This is a genomic window from Serratia sp. L9 (assembly GCF_050632285.1).
Lineage (GTDB): Bacteria > Pseudomonadota > Gammaproteobacteria > Enterobacterales > Enterobacteriaceae > Chania.
Window position 1 is genome coordinate 719,921 of the sequence record NZ_CP192591.1, and the last position, 18,784, is coordinate 738,704.

Here is an 18,784-nt window from a genome sequence, read left to right on the forward strand (position 1 = left end):
CGATTAGATGCCGCTCGGCAGCATCTCGGTGTTTTACGCTATGACGTATTTCAGTCAATACTCTTTAAGAGCCCATCTCACCAATGATTATGACTGCAAAATCGCTGATGAGATAGGTTCTAGTTCACAGCGTAGAAAAAGGGCATCAAATGATGCCCTTTTAGCGCATGTCGCGTCAAATATTATCCGCAATTAAGCGATAACTTTAGCAACAACACCTGCGCCAACGGTACGGCCACCTTCACGGATTGCGAAACGCAGACCGTCGTCCATCGCGATTGGGTGGATCAGGGTAACAACCATGTTCACGTTATCGCCTGGCATTACCATCTCTACGCCTTCTGGCAGTTCGATGGTACCGGTCACGTCAGTGGTACGGAAGTAGAACTGCGGACGGTAGCCTTTAAAGAATGGCGTATGACGACCACCTTCATCTTTGCTCAGGATATACACTTCTGAGTCAAATTTGGTGTGTGGCTTGATAGAACCTGGTTTGGCCAGAACCTGACCACGTTCGATATCTTCACGCTTGATACCACGCAGCAGAACACCAACGTTCTCACCCGCACGGCCTTCGTCCAGCAGTTTGCGGAACATTTCTACGCCAGTACAGGTAGACTTAACGGTGTCTTTGATACCAACGATTTCGACTTCTTCGCCAACTTTAATGATACCGCGCTCAACACGACCGGTAACAACGGTACCACGACCAGAGATGGAGAATACGTCTTCGATTGGCAGCAGGAACGGCTTGTCGATAGCACGCTCTGGTTCTGGGATGTAAGAATCCAGGTGACCAGCCAGCTCGATGATTTTAGCTTCCCACTCAGCTTCGCCTTCCAGTGCTTTCAGTGCTGAACCACGAACAACCGGCAGGTCATCACCAGGGAAGTCATAAGCAGACAGAAGTTCACGAACTTCCATTTCTACCAGTTCCAGCAGCTCTTCATCATCAACCATGTCACATTTGTTCATGAATACGATGATGTAAGGAACGCCAACCTGACGACCCAGCAGGATGTGCTCACGAGTCTGAGGCATAGGGCCGTCAGTCGCTGCTACAACCAGGATAGCGCCGTCCATCTGAGCAGCACCGGTGATCATGTTTTTCACGTAGTCGGCGTGCCCTGGGCAGTCAACGTGCGCGTAGTGACGAGTCGGGGTGTCATATTCAACGTGAGAAGTGTTGATGGTGATACCACGAGCTTTTTCTTCTGGTGCGTTATCGATCTGGTCGAAAGCACGTGCAGAACCACCGTAGGTTTTAGCCAGAACGGTAGTGATTGCGGCAGTCAGGGTAGTTTTACCGTGGTCAACGTGGCCGATAGTACCGACGTTAACGTGCGGTTTTTTACGTTCAAACTTTTCTTTAGACATCGATAGTCCCTCTAAGACACGGATAAATCGGTGGTATCACCACATCAACCAAGCATTTGCTTGTTGAATCCAGAACAGAAAGAAAATCAGGGGGCGAGAAATTAAGAAGTGGTGCTGATAGGCAGATTCGAACTGCCGACCTCACCCTTACCAAGGGTGCGCTCTACCAACTGAGCTATATCAGCACATCTTGGAGCGGGCAGTGGGAATCGAACCCACATCATCAGCTTGGAAGGCTGAGGTAATAGCCATTATACGATGCCCGCATCCTGGAACTCGGCTACCTGACTTTTCTGTAGAATTTATAGGCGTAGAGAAGGATTGTTCGTCGCTTTGCTCTCCACCCTTCGTGCCGGCAACTTCCGTTACCCTGCGCGAACTTTTTTGAAGGTTTTCACCTTCTCCGATCGGCGCGAAACTCAGCGTTACCGTTCGGTGTGACCCAGAACTTTGGGTCTAAAATGGTGGTGGGGGAAGGATTCGAACCTTCGAAGTCTGTGACGGCAGATTTACAGTCTGCTCCCTTTGGCCGCTCGGGAACCCCACCAGATTTTAACTCTTAGCCTTGAATTACATTTACTTGATGGTGCCGGCTACCGGAATCGAACTGGTGACCTACTGATTACAAGTCAGTTGCTCTACCAACTGAGCTAAGCCGGCATCAAGTGCAGCGCATTCTAGGTAGACCTGACGGCCTATGCAACAAAAAAATTGCGTTCCATGCACTATCGCTCACAAATCAGCCGATTTCCGCATTTAGCTCGCAATTTTTAGCAGCCAAGAGACAATAACACAGCAACTTCACCCATCATTCTGAACAATTTTATTCGCGTCTTGCAAGTGCGCAATAACAAGTTCGGCTGCCTGCGGCACCAAAACAATTATCCCGATGAAAATCGGGATCGGTATCGATGCACCAAAATGATGAGAGTGCGCTTTGAAAGCGCATTTACTACACTTTTAATCCCGAACCAATCCCAGCAGCGCTGAACTGCTACATTGGCGCATTTATTGCTTGCTTCATTACCCCTTCCCGAGGAGGAATGACCAATGAAAATTGTTTTGATTAATGCAGCTACGCTACCCATTTATCGTGAAGAGCTGGCACGGTTACTGACTGACGCAGTGACTCATGGAGCCTCCGTTGGCTACGATACTCTCATCCCCCATGAAGATGCCGAGAGTTATTTCCACAGTCTGCGCCCAGCCCTGGCAAAAGGGGCACTACTGTTGTGGATTGCCCGAGACGAACGCGGTGTCATAGGAACAGTGCAACTCGATTTGTGCCAAAAACCTAATGGCCGCAACCGGGCCGAGGTACAGAAACTACTTGTCCACAGTCGTGCACGCCGCAATGGGGTTGGGCAGGCGTTGATGAAAGAATTGGAAAAAACGGCCCAGGCTCTCCAGAGGGGTCTACTTTATCTAGACACGCAGGCAGGTTCCGCAGCCGAAGGTTTATACCGTTCATTGGGCTATCATTGCCTTGGCGAAATGCCGGATTATGCCGCCACCCCCGATGGCTACTATCATCCAACGGTAATTTATTACAAACGCCTGTTTACCGTTAACCAACCTTCTCGAGCCATCGCCAGCTGACCTGAGAGCGGTATCATTGCTTATTGATACCGTCTTGCAACACATCTTTTAGCAAGTGCGCGCCTGTTCTCACTATCGGCATAAACTCATGCCTATCGATAACATTTGTGAAAAAAGTCTACGCCAAAAACCAAGCTGTCTATAATATGCAGCTTGTTTATTATCTGGAGTTGGCGTCCAGCGCCTTTCCCAACCTGCGTTAACAGGCAGAATTTGGCTTATGATAAAAAGAGATCAATCTTTAGCGACGCCTTACCTTCAGTTCGATCGTACCCAGTGGGCTGCGTTGCGAGATTCAGTACCGCTGACATTATCGGAAGAAGAGATTGTTAAACTCAAAGGGATTAACGAAGATCTCTCTTTGGAGGAGGTAGCTCAGATCTACCTGCCCCTTTCGCGACTGCTGAATTTCTACATCAGTTCTAACCTGCGCCGTCAGGCTGTTCTGGAACAGTTTCTGGGAACCGATGGCCAGCGCATTCCTTATGTGATCGGTATAGCTGGCAGTGTGGCCGTGGGCAAAAGCACAACGGCACGTTTGCTGCAGGCGTTATTGAGCCGTTGGCCAGAACATCGTAGTGTGGAACTGATCACTACCGATGGTTTTCTGCACCCGAACAAGGTGCTTAATGAACGCGGCCTGATGAAGAAAAAGGATTCCCGCAATCCTACGATATGCATAGCCTGGTGAAATTCGTCTCTGAGGTTAAATCTGGTGCCAAGCGTGTTACCGCACCGGTCTACTCTCATTTGATCTATGATGTCGTTCCCCAGGGGAATAAAGTTATTGAGCAACCTGATATTCTGATCCTTGAAGGGTTGAATGTCCTGCAAAGTGGCATGGATTATCCACATGATCCGCATCGGGTATTTGTTTCCGACTTTGTTGATTTCTCTATCTATGTCGATGCCCCCGAAGAGTTATTGCAGACATGGTATATTAACCGTTTTCTTAAATTCCGCCAGGGCGCATTCTCTAATCCGGATTCCTATTTCCATAACTATGCAAAGCTCCCTGAGACAGAGGCGGTTAATATAGCCACACAATTATGGAATGAAATTAACGGATTGAATTTACAGCAAAACATCCTGCCAACACGTGAAAGAGCCAGTTTAATTATGACCAAAAGCGCCAATCATGCGGTGGAAAGTGTTCGGCTTCGTAAGTAGGTAAAGAGAATAAGAGAGGCCCGTTGCCTCTCTTATTGTTTAAATTATTCTGCGCTGCGCAAAGATATTTCACCACCAATAAATGGCTTAATGACGCCACCCTGCTCAAGCAATAAGGCACCTTGCTGATCAATGCCTCGGGCAGTACCAAAAATTTGTTGCTCACCAATTAATAATTTTACCGGACGACCTATAAAGTTATCCAGAGCGCGCCAACGAGGAATAAACGGTGCAAGGCCTTCTATTTCAAATTCTCGTAGCGATTGGCGTAGCTCATTTAGCAACGTTGCCGCCAATTCATTGCGGTCGATAGTAATCCCGGCTTCCTGCAAGTTGATCCAACGTTGATCAATCTGGCTGGCATTGCTTTCCCGCATGGCCATATTAATACCGGCCCCCATAACCAGTTGGGCAGCATCCCCGGTTTTCCCTGTCAGTTCGACGAGAATACCTGCCAACTTGCGATCGTTAAGGTATAAATCGTTTGGCCATTTAACACGTACTTTTTCTGCCCCCAAGCGATGCAGCACTTCAGCCATCACAATACCAATAACCAAGCTCAATCCCATCGCAGCCGCAGGCCCTTGCTCAAGGCGCCAAAACATGGACAGATAGAGGTTGGCGCCGAAAGGAGAAACCCACTGTCGCCCGCGCCGCCCACGGCCTGCCTGCTGGTATTCTGCAATGCAAGCATCCCCGGAAGTCAGTTCTGTAATTCTATCCAGCAAATACTGGTTAGTTGAATCCACCACCGGTAACACCGTAACCCGTCGGTCTTTCAGCAGGCCGAGGATACGTTCCTCATCCAACAGATTAATGGCTGCTGGCAGGCTGTAACCCTTACCAGGGACAGTGAAGACGTCGACTCCCCACTCCCTAATCGTCTGAATATGCTTGTTAATCGCCGCGCGGCTCATCCCCAGAGATTCACCCAAATGCTCTCCAGAGTGAAATTCACCATCCGCCAGCAACGAGATAATTTTTAAAGGGACTCTGGTGTCTTTCATGACAACACCTCTACAGCATTCAGTTCGCCTATGGCACCAATAAAACGAACCTCTGGCTCTAACCAGACACCAAATTTGGACGCTACCGTATTGCGCACATGCCTTGCTAACGCGACCACATCCTGGCTGGAGGCATTATCGGCATTCACTAATACCAAAGCCTGCTGGCGATGCACTGCTGCGCCACCAATCTGATATCCCTTGAGCGAGCACTGGTCGATAAGCCAGCCAGCAGCCAGTTTCACTTGCCCATCCTGCTGCGGATAGTGTGGCATTGATGGGTATTGGGTCAGCAACTCATTGGCAGTTTCCCCACTCACTAGAGGGTTTTTAAAGAAGCTGCCAGCATTGCCCGTGATACTTGGATCCGGCAGCTTGCTGCGTCGCATAGCGCATACTGACTCAAACACTTGCAGCGGCGTTACAGTTTGCGGATCCAGTTTGGTAAGGTCACCATAATTAAGTTGCGGGCTCCACTGTTTATTAAGCCGTAAGCCAACTCCTACAATGACGAAACCATCTTTAAGCTCATGCTTAAAAATACTTTCACGGTAACCAAACTCACAGTCCTGATGATCTATGCGGTCGATCTCACCAGTTGTCAGATCCAGCAGATCGACATACTCACACACCTGCTTCAGCTCAATACCGTACGCCCCAATATTCTGGATTGGAGCTGAACCAACCAGACCAGGGATCAAAGCAAGGTTTTCCAGCCCTGGGATCCCACATTCAAGCGTATGACTTACCAGATGGTGCCAATTCTCTCCTGCACTGACATGGAGATGCCAAGCGTCATCCTGCTCCCGGATCTCAATACCTTTTAGGTTATTAATCATGACCGTTCCAGCAAAGTCTTCCAGGAACAGGACGTTACTTCCTTCCCCAAGAACCAGCATTGGCTCTTTGCGTTTTTGCGCTTTCTGCCAAGCTTTGATCATCATTTCGATTTGTTCAGCAATGACTAGATGCGCAGCATTGACCGGGAGCGCAAAAGTATTGTGATTTTTTAAAGAGGCGCTTTCAGTAGACATGATTTAAATACTCATACGCAATAAATTATCATCTAGTCTACTCGATTCGTCATCTATGGCTATTATTTGTTGTTATTGGCTTAATTTTTATTGTTACCTAATAGCGCTGGTGCTTATCAATTAAGATAAACAACTATAAAAATCATATAGATAAGATATTTACTTTATTTTTATCCAAGAAAAACCCTGGGTTATATAAAAGTTATAGTCATTAAATTTATGTATGAATATAGATTATGAGTATACAGCCAAAAACCATATGAATATTACCGGCTGAGATCTTTGTTATATTTAATCATTCCCGAACGGGTCCGGTAAACCAATCTTGCGCCAAAAAGGAGTGGGAGCCTTGTGGCTTTGCATTTTTCGCATAGCAAAAAGGCCATCCTTTCGGATGGCCTCTTGGCTTATTTGATGCCTGGCAGTGTCCTACTCTCGCATGGGGAGACCCCACACTACCATCGGCGCTACGGCGTTTCACTTCTGAGTTCGGCATGGGGTCAGGTGGGACCACCGCGCTATCGCCGCCAGGCAAATTCTGTTTCATCAACCCGCATCACTTTCGTCATGCCAGCCAATCCAATCTCGGAACTTCGCTGAAAATCAATCTCGTCTCTCTAAAACACCTTCGGTGTTGTAAGGTTAAGCCTCACGGTTCATTAGTACTGGTTAGCTCAATGCATCGCTGCACTTACACACCCAGCCTATCAACGTCTTAGTCTTAAACGTTCCTTCAGGGACCTTAAAGGCCCAGGGAAGACTCATCTCGAGGCAAGTTTCGCGCTTAGATGCTTTCAGCGCTTATCTTTTCCGCACGTAGCTACCGGGCAGTGCCATTGGCATGACAACCCGAACACCAGGGGTGCGTTCACTCCGGTCCTCTCGTACTAGGAGCAACCCCTCTCAATCTTCCAACGCCCACGGCAGATAGGGACCGAACTGTCTCACGACGTTCTAAACCCAGCTCGCGTACCACTTTAAATGGCGAACAGCCATACCCTTGGGACCTACTTCAGCCCCAGGATGTGATGAGCCGACATCGAGGTGCCAAACACCGCCGTCGATATGAACTCTTGGGCGGTATCAGCCTGTTATCCCCGGAGTACCTTTTATCCGTTGAGCGATGGCCCTTCCATTCAGAACCACCGGATCACTAAGACCTACTTTCGTACCTGCTCGAGCCGTCACTCTCGCAGTCAAGCTAGCTTATGCCTTTGCACTAACCTCACGATGTCCGACCGTGATTAGCTAACCTTCGTGCTCCTCCGTTACTCTTTGGGAGGAGACCGCCCCAGTCAAACTACCCACCAGACACTGTCCTCACCCCAGATTATGGGGCCGAGTTAGAACATCAAACATTAAAGGGTGGTATTTCAAGGTTGGCTCCATGCAGACTGGCGTCCACACTTCAAAGCCTCCCACCTATCCTACACATCAAGGCTCAATGTTCAGTGTCAAGCTATAGTAAAGGTTCACGGGGTCTTTCCGTCTTGCCGCGGGTACACTGCATCTTCACAGCGAGTTCAATTTCACTGAGTCTCGGGTGGAGACAGCCTGGCCATCATTACGCCATTCGTGCAGGTCGGAACTTACCCGACAAGGAATTTCGCTACCTTAGGACCGTTATAGTTACGGCCGCCGTTTACTGGGGCTTCGATCAAGAGCTTCGCCTTGCGGCTGACCCCATCAATTAACCTTCCAGCACCGGGCAGGCGTCACACCGTATACGTCCACTTTCGTGTTTGCACAGTGCTGTGTTTTTATTAAACAGTTGCAGCCAGCTGGTATCTGCGACTGGCTTCAGCTCCAGGAGTCAATCCTTTCACCTACGCGCCAGCGTGCCTTCTCCCGAAGTTACGGCACCATTTTGCCTAGTTCCTTCACCCGAGTTCTCTCAAGCGCCTGAGTATTCTCTACCTGACCACCTGTGTCGGTTTGGGGTACGATTCAATGTTACCTGATGCTTAGAGGCTTTTCCTGGAAGCTTGGCATCAACTACTTCTGCACCGTAGTGCATCGTCATCACGCCTCAGGGTTAATAGCATTCCGGATTTACCAGGAACACCCCCTACACGCTTAAACCGGGACAACCGTCGCCCGGCTAGCCTAGCCTTCTCCGTCCCCCCTTCGCAGTAACACCGAGTACGGGAATATTAACCCGTTTCCCATCGACTACGCCTTTCGGCCTCGCCTTAGGGGTCGACTCACCCTGCCCCGATTAACGTTGGACAGGAACCCTTGGTCTTCCGGCGAGCGGGTTTTTCACCCGCTTTATCGTTACTTATGTCAGCATTCGCACTTCTGATACCTCCAGCAGACCTCACAGTCCACCTTCAACGGCTTACAGAACGCTCCCCTACCCAACAACGCCTAAGCGTTGCTGCCGCAGCTTCGGTGCATGGTTTAGCCCCGTTACATCTTCCGCGCAGGCCGACTCGACCAGTGAGCTATTACGCTTTCTTTAAATGATGGCTGCTTCTAAGCCAACATCCTGGCTGTCTATGCCTTCCCACATCGTTTCCCACTTAACCATGACTTTGGGACCTTAGCTGGCGGTCTGGGTTGTTTCCCTCTTCACGACGGACGTTAGCACCCGCCGTGTGTCTCCCGTGATAACATTCTTCGGTATTCGGAGTTTGCATCGGTTTGGTAAGCCGGGATGGCCCCCTAGCCGAAACAGTGCTCTACCCCCGAAGATGAGTTCACGAGGCGCTACCTAAATAGCTTTCGGGGAGAACCAGCTATCTCCCGGTTTGATTGGCCTTTCACCCCCAGCCACAAGTCATCCGCTAATTTTTCAACATTAGTCGGTTCGGTCCTCCAGTTAGTGTTACCCAACCTTCAACCTGCCCATGGCTAGATCACCGGGTTTCGGGTCTATACCTTGCAACTATTCGCCCAGTTAAGACTCGGTTTCCCTACGGCTCCCCTATACGGTTAACCTTGCTACAAAATATAAGTCGCTGACCCATTATACAAAAGGTACGCAGTCACCCAACAAAGTAGGCTCCCACTGCTTGTACGTACACGGTTTCAGGTTCTATTTCACTCCCCTCGCCGGGGTTCTTTTCGCCTTTCCCTCACGGTACTGGTTCACTATCGGTCAGTCAGGAGTATTTAGCCTTGGAGGATGGTCCCCCCATATTCAGACAGGATGTCACGTGTCCCGCCCTACTCATCGAACTCACACCTTGTGCATTTTAGTGTACGGGGCTATCACCCTTTGCTGCGCGACTTTCCAGACGCTTCCACTAACACACAAACTGATTCAGGTTCTGGGCTCCTCCCCGTTCGCTCGCCGCTACTGGGGGAATCTCGGTTGATTTCTTTTCCTCGGGGTACTTAGATGTTTCAGTTCCCCCGGTTCGCCTCGTATGGCTATGTATTCACCATACGATAGTGCAACGGATTGCACTGGGTTTCCCCATTCGGGTATTGCCGGTTGTAACGCTTCATATCAGCTTACCGACACTTTTCGCAGATTAGCACGCCCTTCATCGCCTCTGACTGCCTAGGCATCCACCGTGTACGCTTAGTCACTTAACCTCACAACCCGAAGGTGTCTTTTCTTTATTGGTGTGGCTGCGAACACACTCTGCTGCGTTGTTCCGTGCGCGCAATCCTCATGGACCTTAAGTCCACTGCGGTTGCTGTGCGCGGTACGCCTTGCCGAGTATCTTCTCGCTCACACTGCAACAAGGAAGATGACCTTCGTATTGCAATTATTTGAGAGACTCTATGACAGGTTACTCCTTACCCCAATAGTTCTACGGAGGGATAAGTTTCAGCTGTCATGTTTCAATTTTCAGCTTGTTCCAGATTGTTAAAGAGCAATATCTTAAACACGACTCGTGAGAGTCATCTTTAAGATTTTTGGGTTATAAATAACCGGTGATAATGTCTTTCACTCATTATCGGATGGCGTCCCCAAGGGGATTCGAACCCCTGTTACAGCCGTGAAAGGGCAGTGTCCTAGGCCTCTAGACGATGGGGACACGAAAATCCGATCAGACATTATGTCCTAATCGGTTCGTATCAGCATGAGTCAGGGACTCATTACATCAACAGGTAGCGCTTTGCTCGTTACTTTTTCATCAGACAATCTGTGTGGACACTGCACTCAACCAATATCTTTAGGTAAGGAGGTGATCCAACCGCAGGTTCCCCTACGGTTACCTTGTTACGACTTCACCCCAGTCATGAATCACAAAGTGGTAAGCGCCCTCCCGAAGGTTAAGCTACCTACTTCTTTTGCAACCCACTCCCATGGTGTGACGGGCGGTGTGTACAAGGCCCGGGAACGTATTCACCGTAGCATTCTGATCTACGATTACTAGCGATTCCGACTTCACGGAGTCGAGTTGCAGACTCCGATCCGGACTACGACATACTTTATGAGGTCCGCTTGCTCTCGCGAGTTCGCTTCTCTTTGTATATGCCATTGTAGCACGTGTGTAGCCCTACTCGTAAGGGCCATGATGACTTGACGTCATCCCCACCTTCCTCCGGTTTATCACCGGCAGTCTCCTTTGAGTTCCCACCATGACGTGCTGGCAACAAAGGATAAGGGTTGCGCTCGTTGCGGGACTTAACCCAACATTTCACAACACGAGCTGACGACAGCCATGCAGCACCTGTCTCACAGTTCCCGAAGGCACTAAGCTATCTCTAGCGAATTCTGTGGATGTCAAGAGTAGGTAAGGTTCTTCGCGTTGCATCGAATTAAACCACATGCTCCACCGCTTGTGCGGGCCCCCGTCAATTCATTTGAGTTTTAACCTTGCGGCCGTACTCCCCAGGCGGTCGACTTAACGCGTTAGCTCCGGAAGCCACGCCTCAAGGGCACAACCTCCAAGTCGACATCGTTTACAGCGTGGACTACCAGGGTATCTAATCCTGTTTGCTCCCCACGCTTTCGCACCTGAGCGTCAGTCTTTGTCCAGGGGGCCGCCTTCGCCACCGGTATTCCTCCAGATCTCTACGCATTTCACCGCTACACCTGGAATTCTACCCCCTCTACAAGACTCTAGCTTGCCAGTTTCAAATGCAGTTCCCAAGTTAAGCTCGGGGATTTCACATCTGACTTAACAAACCGCCTGCGTGCGCTTTACGCCCAGTAATTCCGATTAACGCTTGCACCCTCCGTATTACCGCGGCTGCTGGCACGGAGTTAGCCGGTGCTTCTTCTGCGAGTAACGTCAATGCCCAGCGCTATTAACACTGAACCCTTCCTCCTCGCTGAAAGTGCTTTACAACCCGAAGGCCTTCTTCACACACGCGGCATGGCTGCATCAGGCTTGCGCCCATTGTGCAATATTCCCCACTGCTGCCTCCCGTAGGAGTCTGGACCGTGTCTCAGTTCCAGTGTGGCTGGTCATCCTCTCAGACCAGCTAGGGATCGTCGCCTAGGTGAGCCATTACCCCACCTACTAGCTAATCCCATCTGGGCACATCCGATGGTGTGAGGCCCGAAGGTCCCCCACTTTGGTCCGAAGACGTTATGCGGTATTAGCTACCGTTTCCAGTAGTTATCCCCCTCCATCGGGCAGTTTCCCAGACATTACTCACCCGTCCGCCGCTCGTCACCCAGAGAGCAAGCTCTCCTGTGCTACCGCTCGACTTGCATGTGTTAGGCCTGCCGCCAGCGTTCAATCTGAGCCATGATCAAACTCTTCAATTAAAAGCTTGATTTGCTGCAACTCGTGCAGCGATGCTCGAAAATTAACTTTCGTAATAATTCATTCGCATGAATTACTGCTTGGTCACTCTTCAAGACTTGATATTTTTTTGCCACCGAGGTGGCTGGATATCGTCTTGTGAGTGCCCACACAGATTGTCTGATAAATTGTTAAAGAGCGTTGGTTACCGCCATCTTTCTCGGTAACGCGGGAGGTGCATATTACGCTTTCCCGCTGAAGAGTCAACCTTTTTCTCTTGCGAGAGGCGGTGTTTTCACCGGGTTGCTTCTTCCTGGCTGGGCGACATTCTTTGCTATCAAGGAGTCGTTGTTCCCGGTCAGTGGAGGCGCATTATAGGGAGTTCTGAGAACGCCGCAACCCCTAAATTCAAAAAACTTTTCAAGCGCGGTTTTTTCGGCAAAACGCTGTACAAGGCAGCGTTTTTGTTACTTTTCGTACTGGATACGGCTGAATTCCTGGGTAAAACGGTCCACCTGCTGCCAATCTGTATATTCCACTTCTTTGCTGGTATCCGTTTCTCCCCCGTCATCTTCATAATAAAACGGATCATGACACGGTCTAACCAACGATAACGTGGATAACGCAAAGCCCCGGCAAAGACGGCACACTGCTTTGGCTGCCAGGGTGACGAAAGCAAGAACTTGCGGGTATAGGCATTGGTTTGAGGTGAACGTTTTTCCGGTTTACGTGCCGTCAGGTTAACGGCAAAGAAAGCGCTGGGCATTTGATTGAGTTTCGCGGCATGTTTTTTGACAAACTTCATTAATGCCGGTTGAAAATGCCCATAACGCACCGAAGCGCCTATGAGTATCTGCTGGTACTGATCCAGCTCGATATCCCCAGCCTGTTGCAGATCGATAACGTCGCAGTTCAGGTTACCCTGCAATTTGTTAGCTATATAAGAAGCAATAGAGTGAGTTTGTCCGTCACGGCTCGAATAGAGAATTAATGCCTTCATGGCGTTACTCCTTTTATAGTGTTATTCACGCCAGAACGTCGGCGTGAAAAGAACCAGCAGCGTAAACACTTCCAAGCGCCCAAACAGCATGGTCAATACCAGTATCCACTTTGCCGGTGGTGGCATAGTTGTAAAGTTATCAGCGACAACGCCAAGGCCAGGCCCGAGGTTGTTGAGCGTGGCCGTAACCGCAGCAAACGCCGAAAAGTCATCAACACCGGTAGCGATAATAGCCAGCATGCTGACGATAAATACCAACGCATAGGCTGAGAAAAAGCCCCACACCGCTTCGAGAATGCGCTCCGGCAATGCGCGATTGCCCAGTTTGATGGTGTAAACCGCATTTGGGTGCACTAACCGCTTCAACTCACGCGAGCCTTGCAGATACAGCAGCAGGATACGGATTACCTTCAAGCCGCCGCCGGTTGACCCCGCACAACCACCGATAAAAGCAGAACAGAGCAGCAGCATGGGCAGGAACAACGGCCATTTGGCAATACTGTCAGTAGTGAACCCTGCGGTAGTAGCCATAGATACCACCTGGAAGAAAGCCTGATTGATGGTTTCCATGCCGCTTTTATATACGCCATGCCACCACAAAATCAGGGTACACACCAACACCAGGGTAAACTGCACCGCGATAAACATACGGAATTCGGGATCTCGCCAATACACTTTCAAGCTGCGCCCGCTCAACAAGGCAAAGTGTAGGCCGTAGTTACAGCCGGAGATCAACAGGAAAATAGCAATGATGGTGTTAATGGTCGGGCTGGCAAAATAGCCAACGCTGGCGTCATGCGTGGAAAATCCACCAATAGCAATTGTAGAGAAGCTATGCCCGATAGCATCAAACACCGACATCCCTGCCCCCCAAAGCGCCAACGCACAAGCAATCGTCAGCAACACATAGATCAGCCACAGGGTTTTGGCCGTTTCGGCTATACGTGGCCGCATCTTGTTATCTTTCAACGGGCCAGGCATTTCCGCTCGGTACAACTGCATGCCACCGACACCAAGGATAGGCAGTATGGCAACTGCCAGCACGATGATCCCCATTCCTCCCATCCATTGCAGCATCTGGCGGTAGAACAGAATAGCTTTCGGTAAGGAATCCAGACCCACCAGCGTCGTAGCGCCGGTAGTGGTTAAACCGGAGAAAGATTCAAAGAAGGCATCAGTTAAAGATAAATTGGGCCGCTCGGAAAACAGGAAAGGCAATGCCCCGACGCTGCCCAATACCGTCCAGAACAACACCACGATGAGGAAACCCTCACGCGGTTTTAATTCGTGTTTCTGCTTGCGGTTTGGCCACCACAGCATCAAACCAATCGTCACTGCCACAAAGAAGGTCTGGCTGAATGCCCGCCCCGCTCCGTCGCGGTATATCAATGCCACCAGACCAGGAATAAACATCGTCCCGGAAAACAGGATGACCAGCAGACCCACGATACGGGTTATGGCGCGAAAATGCATTTCAGCACGATCCTTAGCAATTCAATTGGTGGGAATTATTGCGATATAGGGATTAATTGCAAATTTCCGCGACTAAGGTCACGTAATTTATTCCCGAATGCCTCAATGCCCATGGCCGGTAAAGCCAGGTGCAGTCTAACGGCTGCACCGTATTCCCCATGCACAATTCGCCCTTCACTTTACTGCAGAAGATTTTCTATCAGTGCCAGCTGTGCATAGTCGCACTGCAAAGTATATTCGACCTGCGGCACCTTGTAGCTGACAAGCAGTTGTTTCAATGCCTGTTGCACGCCACCGCTGTAAGCTCTCACCAGGCCGCCGGTTCCCAGCTTGACTCCACCGTAGTAACGCACCACCACTGCAGTGATCTCACCAATACCACTGCCCATTAATTGAGCCAGGATAGGTTTGCCAGCCGTACCCGAAGGTTCGCCATCATCGGAAAACCCCAGTTGCTGCGAATCATCCGGCGCTCCGGCAACAAAAGCCCAGCAATGATGCCGGGCTGTTGGGTGTTCTTCTCGAACCTGCTGGATAAAAGCTTTGGCCGCCTCCGCCCCACAGGTTGGTGCCAACAAGGTGATAAAGCGGCTTTTCTTTATCTCTTCACTCACGCTGATAACAGCGCCAGGGATCGGGTAAGGCTGCATCAGGCCAGATTCAGATCACGCGTCATATTCTCGATACGCTTCTCATGAATCACAATATTGTCCTCAATACGGATCCCGCCGTAAGGTTTCAGCGCATCGATACGGTCCCAGGCAAAATGCTTACTGAATTCGCCAGTACGCCACGGAGCCAGCAGGGACTCAATAAAATACATGCCTGGCTCGATAGTCATTACCATGCCAGGTTGCAATATGCGGGTGCAACGCAAGAAGGGATATTTGGCGGGTGCGGCCAGATGGGTCCCATTCTCATCCTGCATAAAACCGGCAGCGTCATGTACCTGCAATCCAAGCGGGTGGCCTAAGCCATGCGGCAGGAATGGGCAGGTAAGCCCTTGCTCAACCATGGCCTCTTCACTGATCCCACTCACCAGCTTGTGGCTTTTCAACAGTTTGGCGATGCGCTGATGCATTTGCACGTGGTAATCGGTGTAACGCACTCCAGCTTTTATCGTGCCAATCAATGCCAGCTGTTCGTTATTCAGATCCTTCACCAGATGGGCGAAAGCATTGTCATTCTGGCCTGCATAAGTACGGGTCAGATCCGCCGCGTAGCCGTTATATTCCGCACCAGCGTCAATCAGGAAACTACGGGTTTCAGCCGGGGGCTGATGGTCCAGCTTGGTATAATGCAACACCGCTGCATGTTCGTTCAGAGCCACGATGTTATCGTAAGGCACATTGGTATCGCGATGGCCGGTCGCAGTCAGGTACGCCTGGTTGATATCAAACTCACTCATACCTGATTGGAAAGCTTCGTGTGCGGCACGATGCCCCATCACGGCCGTTTTTTGCGCCTCGCGCATACAGGCCAGCTCATAGCCAGTTTTGATCGAACGATGGAAATCCAGGAAATTCAGCACTGCCTGAGGGTTGATGTTGTCTGCTGCAATGCCAAGAGAAAGAGCGCGCTGTTGCGCATAACCAATATAGCCTACACGCTCACGCTGTTGCGGCAGTTGGCTGGCAATATCATCCGCATTGGTCAACGGCTGCAATTCAATGGATTTGGTCCAGAAACTGTTCGGTAACGGTTCAACACTATGCCAGTAATCCACCGGAGCATAGAACCATAGCTTTGGTTTGTTAACGCCATCCACCCACAGCCAGCAGTTCGGTACTGAAGTGACCGGCACCCACGCTTTGAAGTTGGCGTTCACCTTAAACGGATAGTTATGGTCATCCAGAAATACCCGTTGCAGTTCACCAGAGTGGATCAGCAACGCATCCAGTTTATTGCGCTCTAATACTTCACGAGCTCGTTTTTGCAGCGTTACCAGGTGGTCGTTATACAAAGAAGCCAGCGTTTCCATCACAGTACCCTTATGCCCTCAGAAAGGAAGATGTCATCTTAACACACTGATTCTGCGCTCCAAGCCCATCTCATCATGCATGTAACAGTGTAGAGGAAGAGGTAAACCGCCAAATCCTCTGCCGTAGGCCAGAAAAATAACATTGCTTTATATCAATGAATTAGCCATTCACCCTGTGATCGAGTTTGCAAATTTGCAATCTATTATTTGCAAATTGTTAACATAAAAACCACACTCCTCAGCATCTGGTCATACCAGATCATAAGCGCTGATTCAGGAGATAGACATGCTCTACCAAGGCGAAACATTACAAGTACACTGGCTCGAAAACGGCATCGCCGAGCTGGTGTTCAACGCACCAGGCTCGATCAACAAGCTGGATACCAGCACCGTTGCCAGTCTGGGTGGTGCGCTCGACGTGCTGGAAAAGCAGACCGAGCTGAAAGGGTTGCTGCTGCGCTCTTCTAAAGCCGCATTTATTGTGGGTGCCGATATCACCGAGTTCCTCTCGCTGTTTGCCGCACCGGCTGAAAAGCTGCACGAATGGTTGGTATTTGCCAACGCTATTTTCAACCGCCTCGAAGATTTACCGGTGCCGACCATTGCAGCCATTAATGGTTATGCATTGGGTGGAGGTTGCGAATGCATCCTGGCGACCGATTTCCGTATAGCCTCCCCGGATGCACGTATCGGCCTGCCAGAAACCAAACTGGGCATCATGCCAGGATTTGGCGGTTCAGTGCGCTTGCCACGCCTGTTGGGTAACGATAGCGCTCTGGAAATCATTGCCGCCGGGAAAGATATCGGGGCAAAAGATGCACTCAAAGTCGGGCTGGTTGATGCGGTAGTAGCACCAGAAAAACTGGTGGAAGCCGCGCTGAAAGTCCTGCAGCAGGCGATCGACGGCCAACTCGACTGGCGTGCCCAGCGCCAACCGAAGCTGGAACCGCTGAAACTGAGCCCGATTGAAGCCGCCATGAGCTTCACCACAGCCAAAGGCATGGTGCTGCAAACCGCTGGCAAACATTACCCTGCCCCAATGACTGCGGTAAAAACTATCGAAGCAGCCGCCAAGTTAGGCCGTGACGAAGCGCTGAAGTTGGAAACGGCCAGCTTCGTGCCTTTGGCACGCTCTAATGAAGCACGCGCCTTGGTGGGCATTTTCCTCAACGATCAATTCGTGAAAGGCCAGGCGAAAAAACTGGCAAAAAACATTGAGGCTCCCAAGCAGGCCGCCGTTCTGGGTGCCGGGATCATGGGGGTGGGATTGCCTACCAATCGGCATTGAAAGGTGTGCCGGTGATCATGAAAGACATCAGTGACAAATCTCTGACGCTAGGCATGAATGAAGCGGCCAAGTTACTGAACAAGCAGTTGGAACGTGGAAAGTTGGATGGACTGAAGATGGCTCAGGTGCTGTCGACCATCCAGCCAACACTGGATTACGCCGGTATTGAGCGTGCCCAACTGATTGTCGAAGCGGTAGTGGAAAACCCGAAAGTAAAAGCGGCGGTATTGTCTGAAGTGGAAGGTCTGATCGGTGAAGACACCGTTCTTGCCTCTAACACTTCGACCATCCCGATTAATCACCTGGCAAAATCGTTGAAGCGCCCGCAAAACTTCTGCGGCATGCACTTCTTCAACCCGGTGCACCGCATGCCGCTAGTTGAAATTATTCGTGGTGAACAAACCAGTGACAGCACCATCGCCGCCGTAGTGGCCTATGCCACTCGCATGGGTAAAACGCCAATCGTGGTCAACGATTGCCCTGGATTCTTTGTTAACCGCGTGCTGTTCCCGTATTTCGCCGGTTTCAGCCTGCTGCTGCGTGACGGTGCTGATTTCCGCCAGATTGACAAAGTAATGGAAAAACAGTTTGGCTGGCCAATGGGCCCAGCTTATCTGTTAGACGTGGTGGGTATTGATACCGCTCACCATGCACAAGCGGTGATGGCCAGCGGTTTCCCCGAGCGTATGGGTAAAGATTACCGCGATGCAATCGACGTGATGTTCGATAACCAGCGTTTCGGCCAGAAAAACCAGTTGGGCTTCTACCGTTACAGCCAGGATAGCAAAGGCAAGCCGCGTAAAGATAACGATGAGCAAACCGATGCCCTGCTGGCAGAAGTGAGCCAAGCGGCACTGACCATCAGCGGTGAAGAGATCATCGCTCGCATGATGATCCCGATGATCAACGAAGTGGTACGCTGCCTGGAAGAAGGCATCGTGGCCAGCCCGGCAGAAGCAGATATGGCGTTGGTCTATGGCATCGGCTTCCCTCCGTTCCACGGCGGCGCATTCCGCTATCTGGATACGCTTGGCACTGCCAATTACGTTGAAATGGCACAGCGTTACGCTCATTTAGGGCCGTTGTACCAGGTACCAGCCGGTCTGCGAGCCAAGGCGGAACGTAATGAAAGCTACTACCCAGTGGTGACAGCGGCGCTGTCTGATATCTCCACTGGCCAACCGGCATGAGGTCATAA

6 protein-coding genes, 5 tRNA genes, 3 rRNA genes and 4 pseudogenes are annotated in these 18,784 nt (G+C 50.5%); 3 read left to right on the forward strand and 15 right to left on the reverse strand.

The genetic code is table 11. The features are described 5' to 3' along the window. Positions 1 to 192: 192 nt before the first annotated feature. From tuf to ACQ86O_RS03445, 5 genes are all read right to left on the reverse strand, one after another. Positions 193 to 1,377 (reverse strand): elongation factor Tu, encoded by a 1,185-nt coding sequence (gene tuf / locus ACQ86O_RS03425; RefSeq protein WP_431224136.1) that lies wholly within the window; start codon positions 1,375 to 1,377, stop codon positions 193 to 195. 109 nt (positions 1,378 to 1,486) lie between these two features. Next, positions 1,487 to 1,562 (reverse strand) — tRNA-Thr (locus ACQ86O_RS03430). A 6-nt stretch (positions 1,563 to 1,568) separates the two neighbouring features. Then, positions 1,569 to 1,643: transfer RNA gene (locus ACQ86O_RS03435), tRNA-Gly, on the reverse strand. A 196-nt stretch (positions 1,644 to 1,839) separates the two neighbouring features. Continuing rightward, a tRNA-Tyr gene (locus tag ACQ86O_RS03440) sits at positions 1,840 to 1,924 on the reverse strand. A 37-nt stretch (positions 1,925 to 1,961) separates the two neighbouring features. Next, positions 1,962 to 2,037 (reverse strand) — tRNA-Thr (locus ACQ86O_RS03445). Positions 2,038 to 2,427: 390 nt separating this feature from the next. Between ACQ86O_RS03445 and ACQ86O_RS03450 the strand changes: the two genes are divergently transcribed. Together ACQ86O_RS03450 and coaA are read left to right on the forward strand one after the other, a co-directional pair. After that, entirely contained in the window at positions 2,428 to 2,976 is a 549-nt protein-coding gene (locus tag ACQ86O_RS03450) for a GNAT family N-acetyltransferase (protein WP_431224137.1), read from the forward strand. Between the two features lie 220 nt (positions 2,977 to 3,196). Then, a pseudogene (gene coaA, locus ACQ86O_RS03455) lies at positions 3,197 to 4,146 on the forward strand (type I pantothenate kinase). Between the two features lie 44 nt (positions 4,147 to 4,190). Here the strand turns inward: coaA and birA are convergent. The 10 genes and pseudogenes from birA to pepQ all read right to left on the reverse strand — a co-directional run bounded on the left by birA (position 4,191) and on the right by pepQ (position 16,298). Beyond that, positions 4,191 to 5,153, reverse strand: a complete 963-nt coding sequence (birA, locus tag ACQ86O_RS03460) for a bifunctional biotin--[acetyl-CoA-carboxylase] ligase/biotin operon repressor BirA (protein ID WP_431224138.1) — start codon at positions 5,151 to 5,153, stop codon at positions 4,191 to 4,193. After that, entirely contained in the window at positions 5,150 to 6,187 is a 1,038-nt protein-coding gene (murB, locus tag ACQ86O_RS03465; RefSeq protein ID WP_431224139.1) for a UDP-N-acetylmuramate dehydrogenase, read from the reverse strand. Before murB ends, birA begins: the two co-directional genes overlap by 4 nt. 416 nt (positions 6,188 to 6,603) lie before the next feature. Further along, a 5S ribosomal RNA gene (gene rrf / locus ACQ86O_RS03470) occupies positions 6,604 to 6,719 on the reverse strand. 106 nt (positions 6,720 to 6,825) lie between these two features. Beyond that, positions 6,826 to 9,733: ribosomal RNA gene (locus ACQ86O_RS03475) — 23S ribosomal RNA — on the reverse strand. A gap of 373 nt (positions 9,734 to 10,106) precedes the next feature. Further along, a tRNA-Glu gene (locus tag ACQ86O_RS03480) sits at positions 10,107 to 10,182 on the reverse strand. Between the two features lie 143 nt (positions 10,183 to 10,325). Next, positions 10,326 to 11,867: ribosomal RNA gene (locus ACQ86O_RS03485) — 16S ribosomal RNA — on the reverse strand. The 16S, 23S and 5S rRNA genes sit together here with 1 tRNA gene alongside, the layout of an rRNA operon. Before the next feature lie 444 nt (positions 11,868 to 12,311). Next, positions 12,312 to 12,844, reverse strand: a pseudogene (gene hemG, locus ACQ86O_RS03490) (menaquinone-dependent protoporphyrinogen IX dehydrogenase). Positions 12,845 to 12,865: 21 nt separating this feature from the next. Continuing rightward, positions 12,866 to 14,317, reverse strand: coding sequence for a Trk system potassium transporter TrkH (trkH, locus tag ACQ86O_RS03495; protein ID WP_431224140.1), 1,452 nt, complete (start codon positions 14,315 to 14,317; stop codon positions 12,866 to 12,868). A 35-nt stretch (positions 14,318 to 14,352) separates the two neighbouring features. Further along, a pseudogene (locus ACQ86O_RS03500) lies at positions 14,353 to 14,967 on the reverse strand (IMPACT family protein). Further along, positions 14,967 to 16,298, reverse strand: a complete 1,332-nt coding sequence (pepQ, locus tag ACQ86O_RS03505; protein ID WP_431224141.1) for a Xaa-Pro dipeptidase — start codon at positions 16,296 to 16,298, stop codon at positions 14,967 to 14,969. The pseudogene ACQ86O_RS03500 and the gene pepQ overlap by 1 nt, the downstream one beginning before the upstream one ends. 286 nt (positions 16,299 to 16,584) lie before the next feature. On the opposite strand from pepQ, the pseudogene fadB reads away from it, so the two are divergent. Further along, positions 16,585 to 18,776 (forward strand): annotated as a pseudogene (gene fadB / locus ACQ86O_RS03510) (fatty acid oxidation complex subunit alpha FadB). Positions 18,777 to 18,784 lie beyond the last annotated feature (8 nt).

Bases quoted from the DNA above. Each gene is read 5' to 3' on its own strand.
- tuf (WP_431224136.1), bottom strand. From the start codon at position 1,377: ATGTCTAAAGAAAAGTTTGAACGTAAAAAACCGCACGTTAACGTCGGT.
- ACQ86O_RS03450 (WP_431224137.1), top strand. From the start codon at position 2,428: ATGAAAATTGTTTTGATTAATGCAGCTACGCTACCCATTTATCGTGAA.
- birA (WP_431224138.1), bottom strand. From the start codon at position 5,153: ATGAAAGACACCAGAGTCCCTTTAAAAATTATCTCGTTGCTGGCGGAT.
- murB (WP_431224139.1), bottom strand. From the start codon at position 6,187: ATGTCTACTGAAAGCGCCTCTTTAAAAAATCACAATACTTTTGCGCTC.
- trkH (WP_431224140.1), bottom strand. From the start codon at position 14,317: ATGCATTTTCGCGCCATAACCCGTATCGTGGGTCTGCTGGTCATCCTG.
- pepQ (WP_431224141.1), bottom strand. From the start codon at position 16,298: ATGGAAACGCTGGCTTCTTTGTATAACGACCACCTGGTAACGCTGCAA.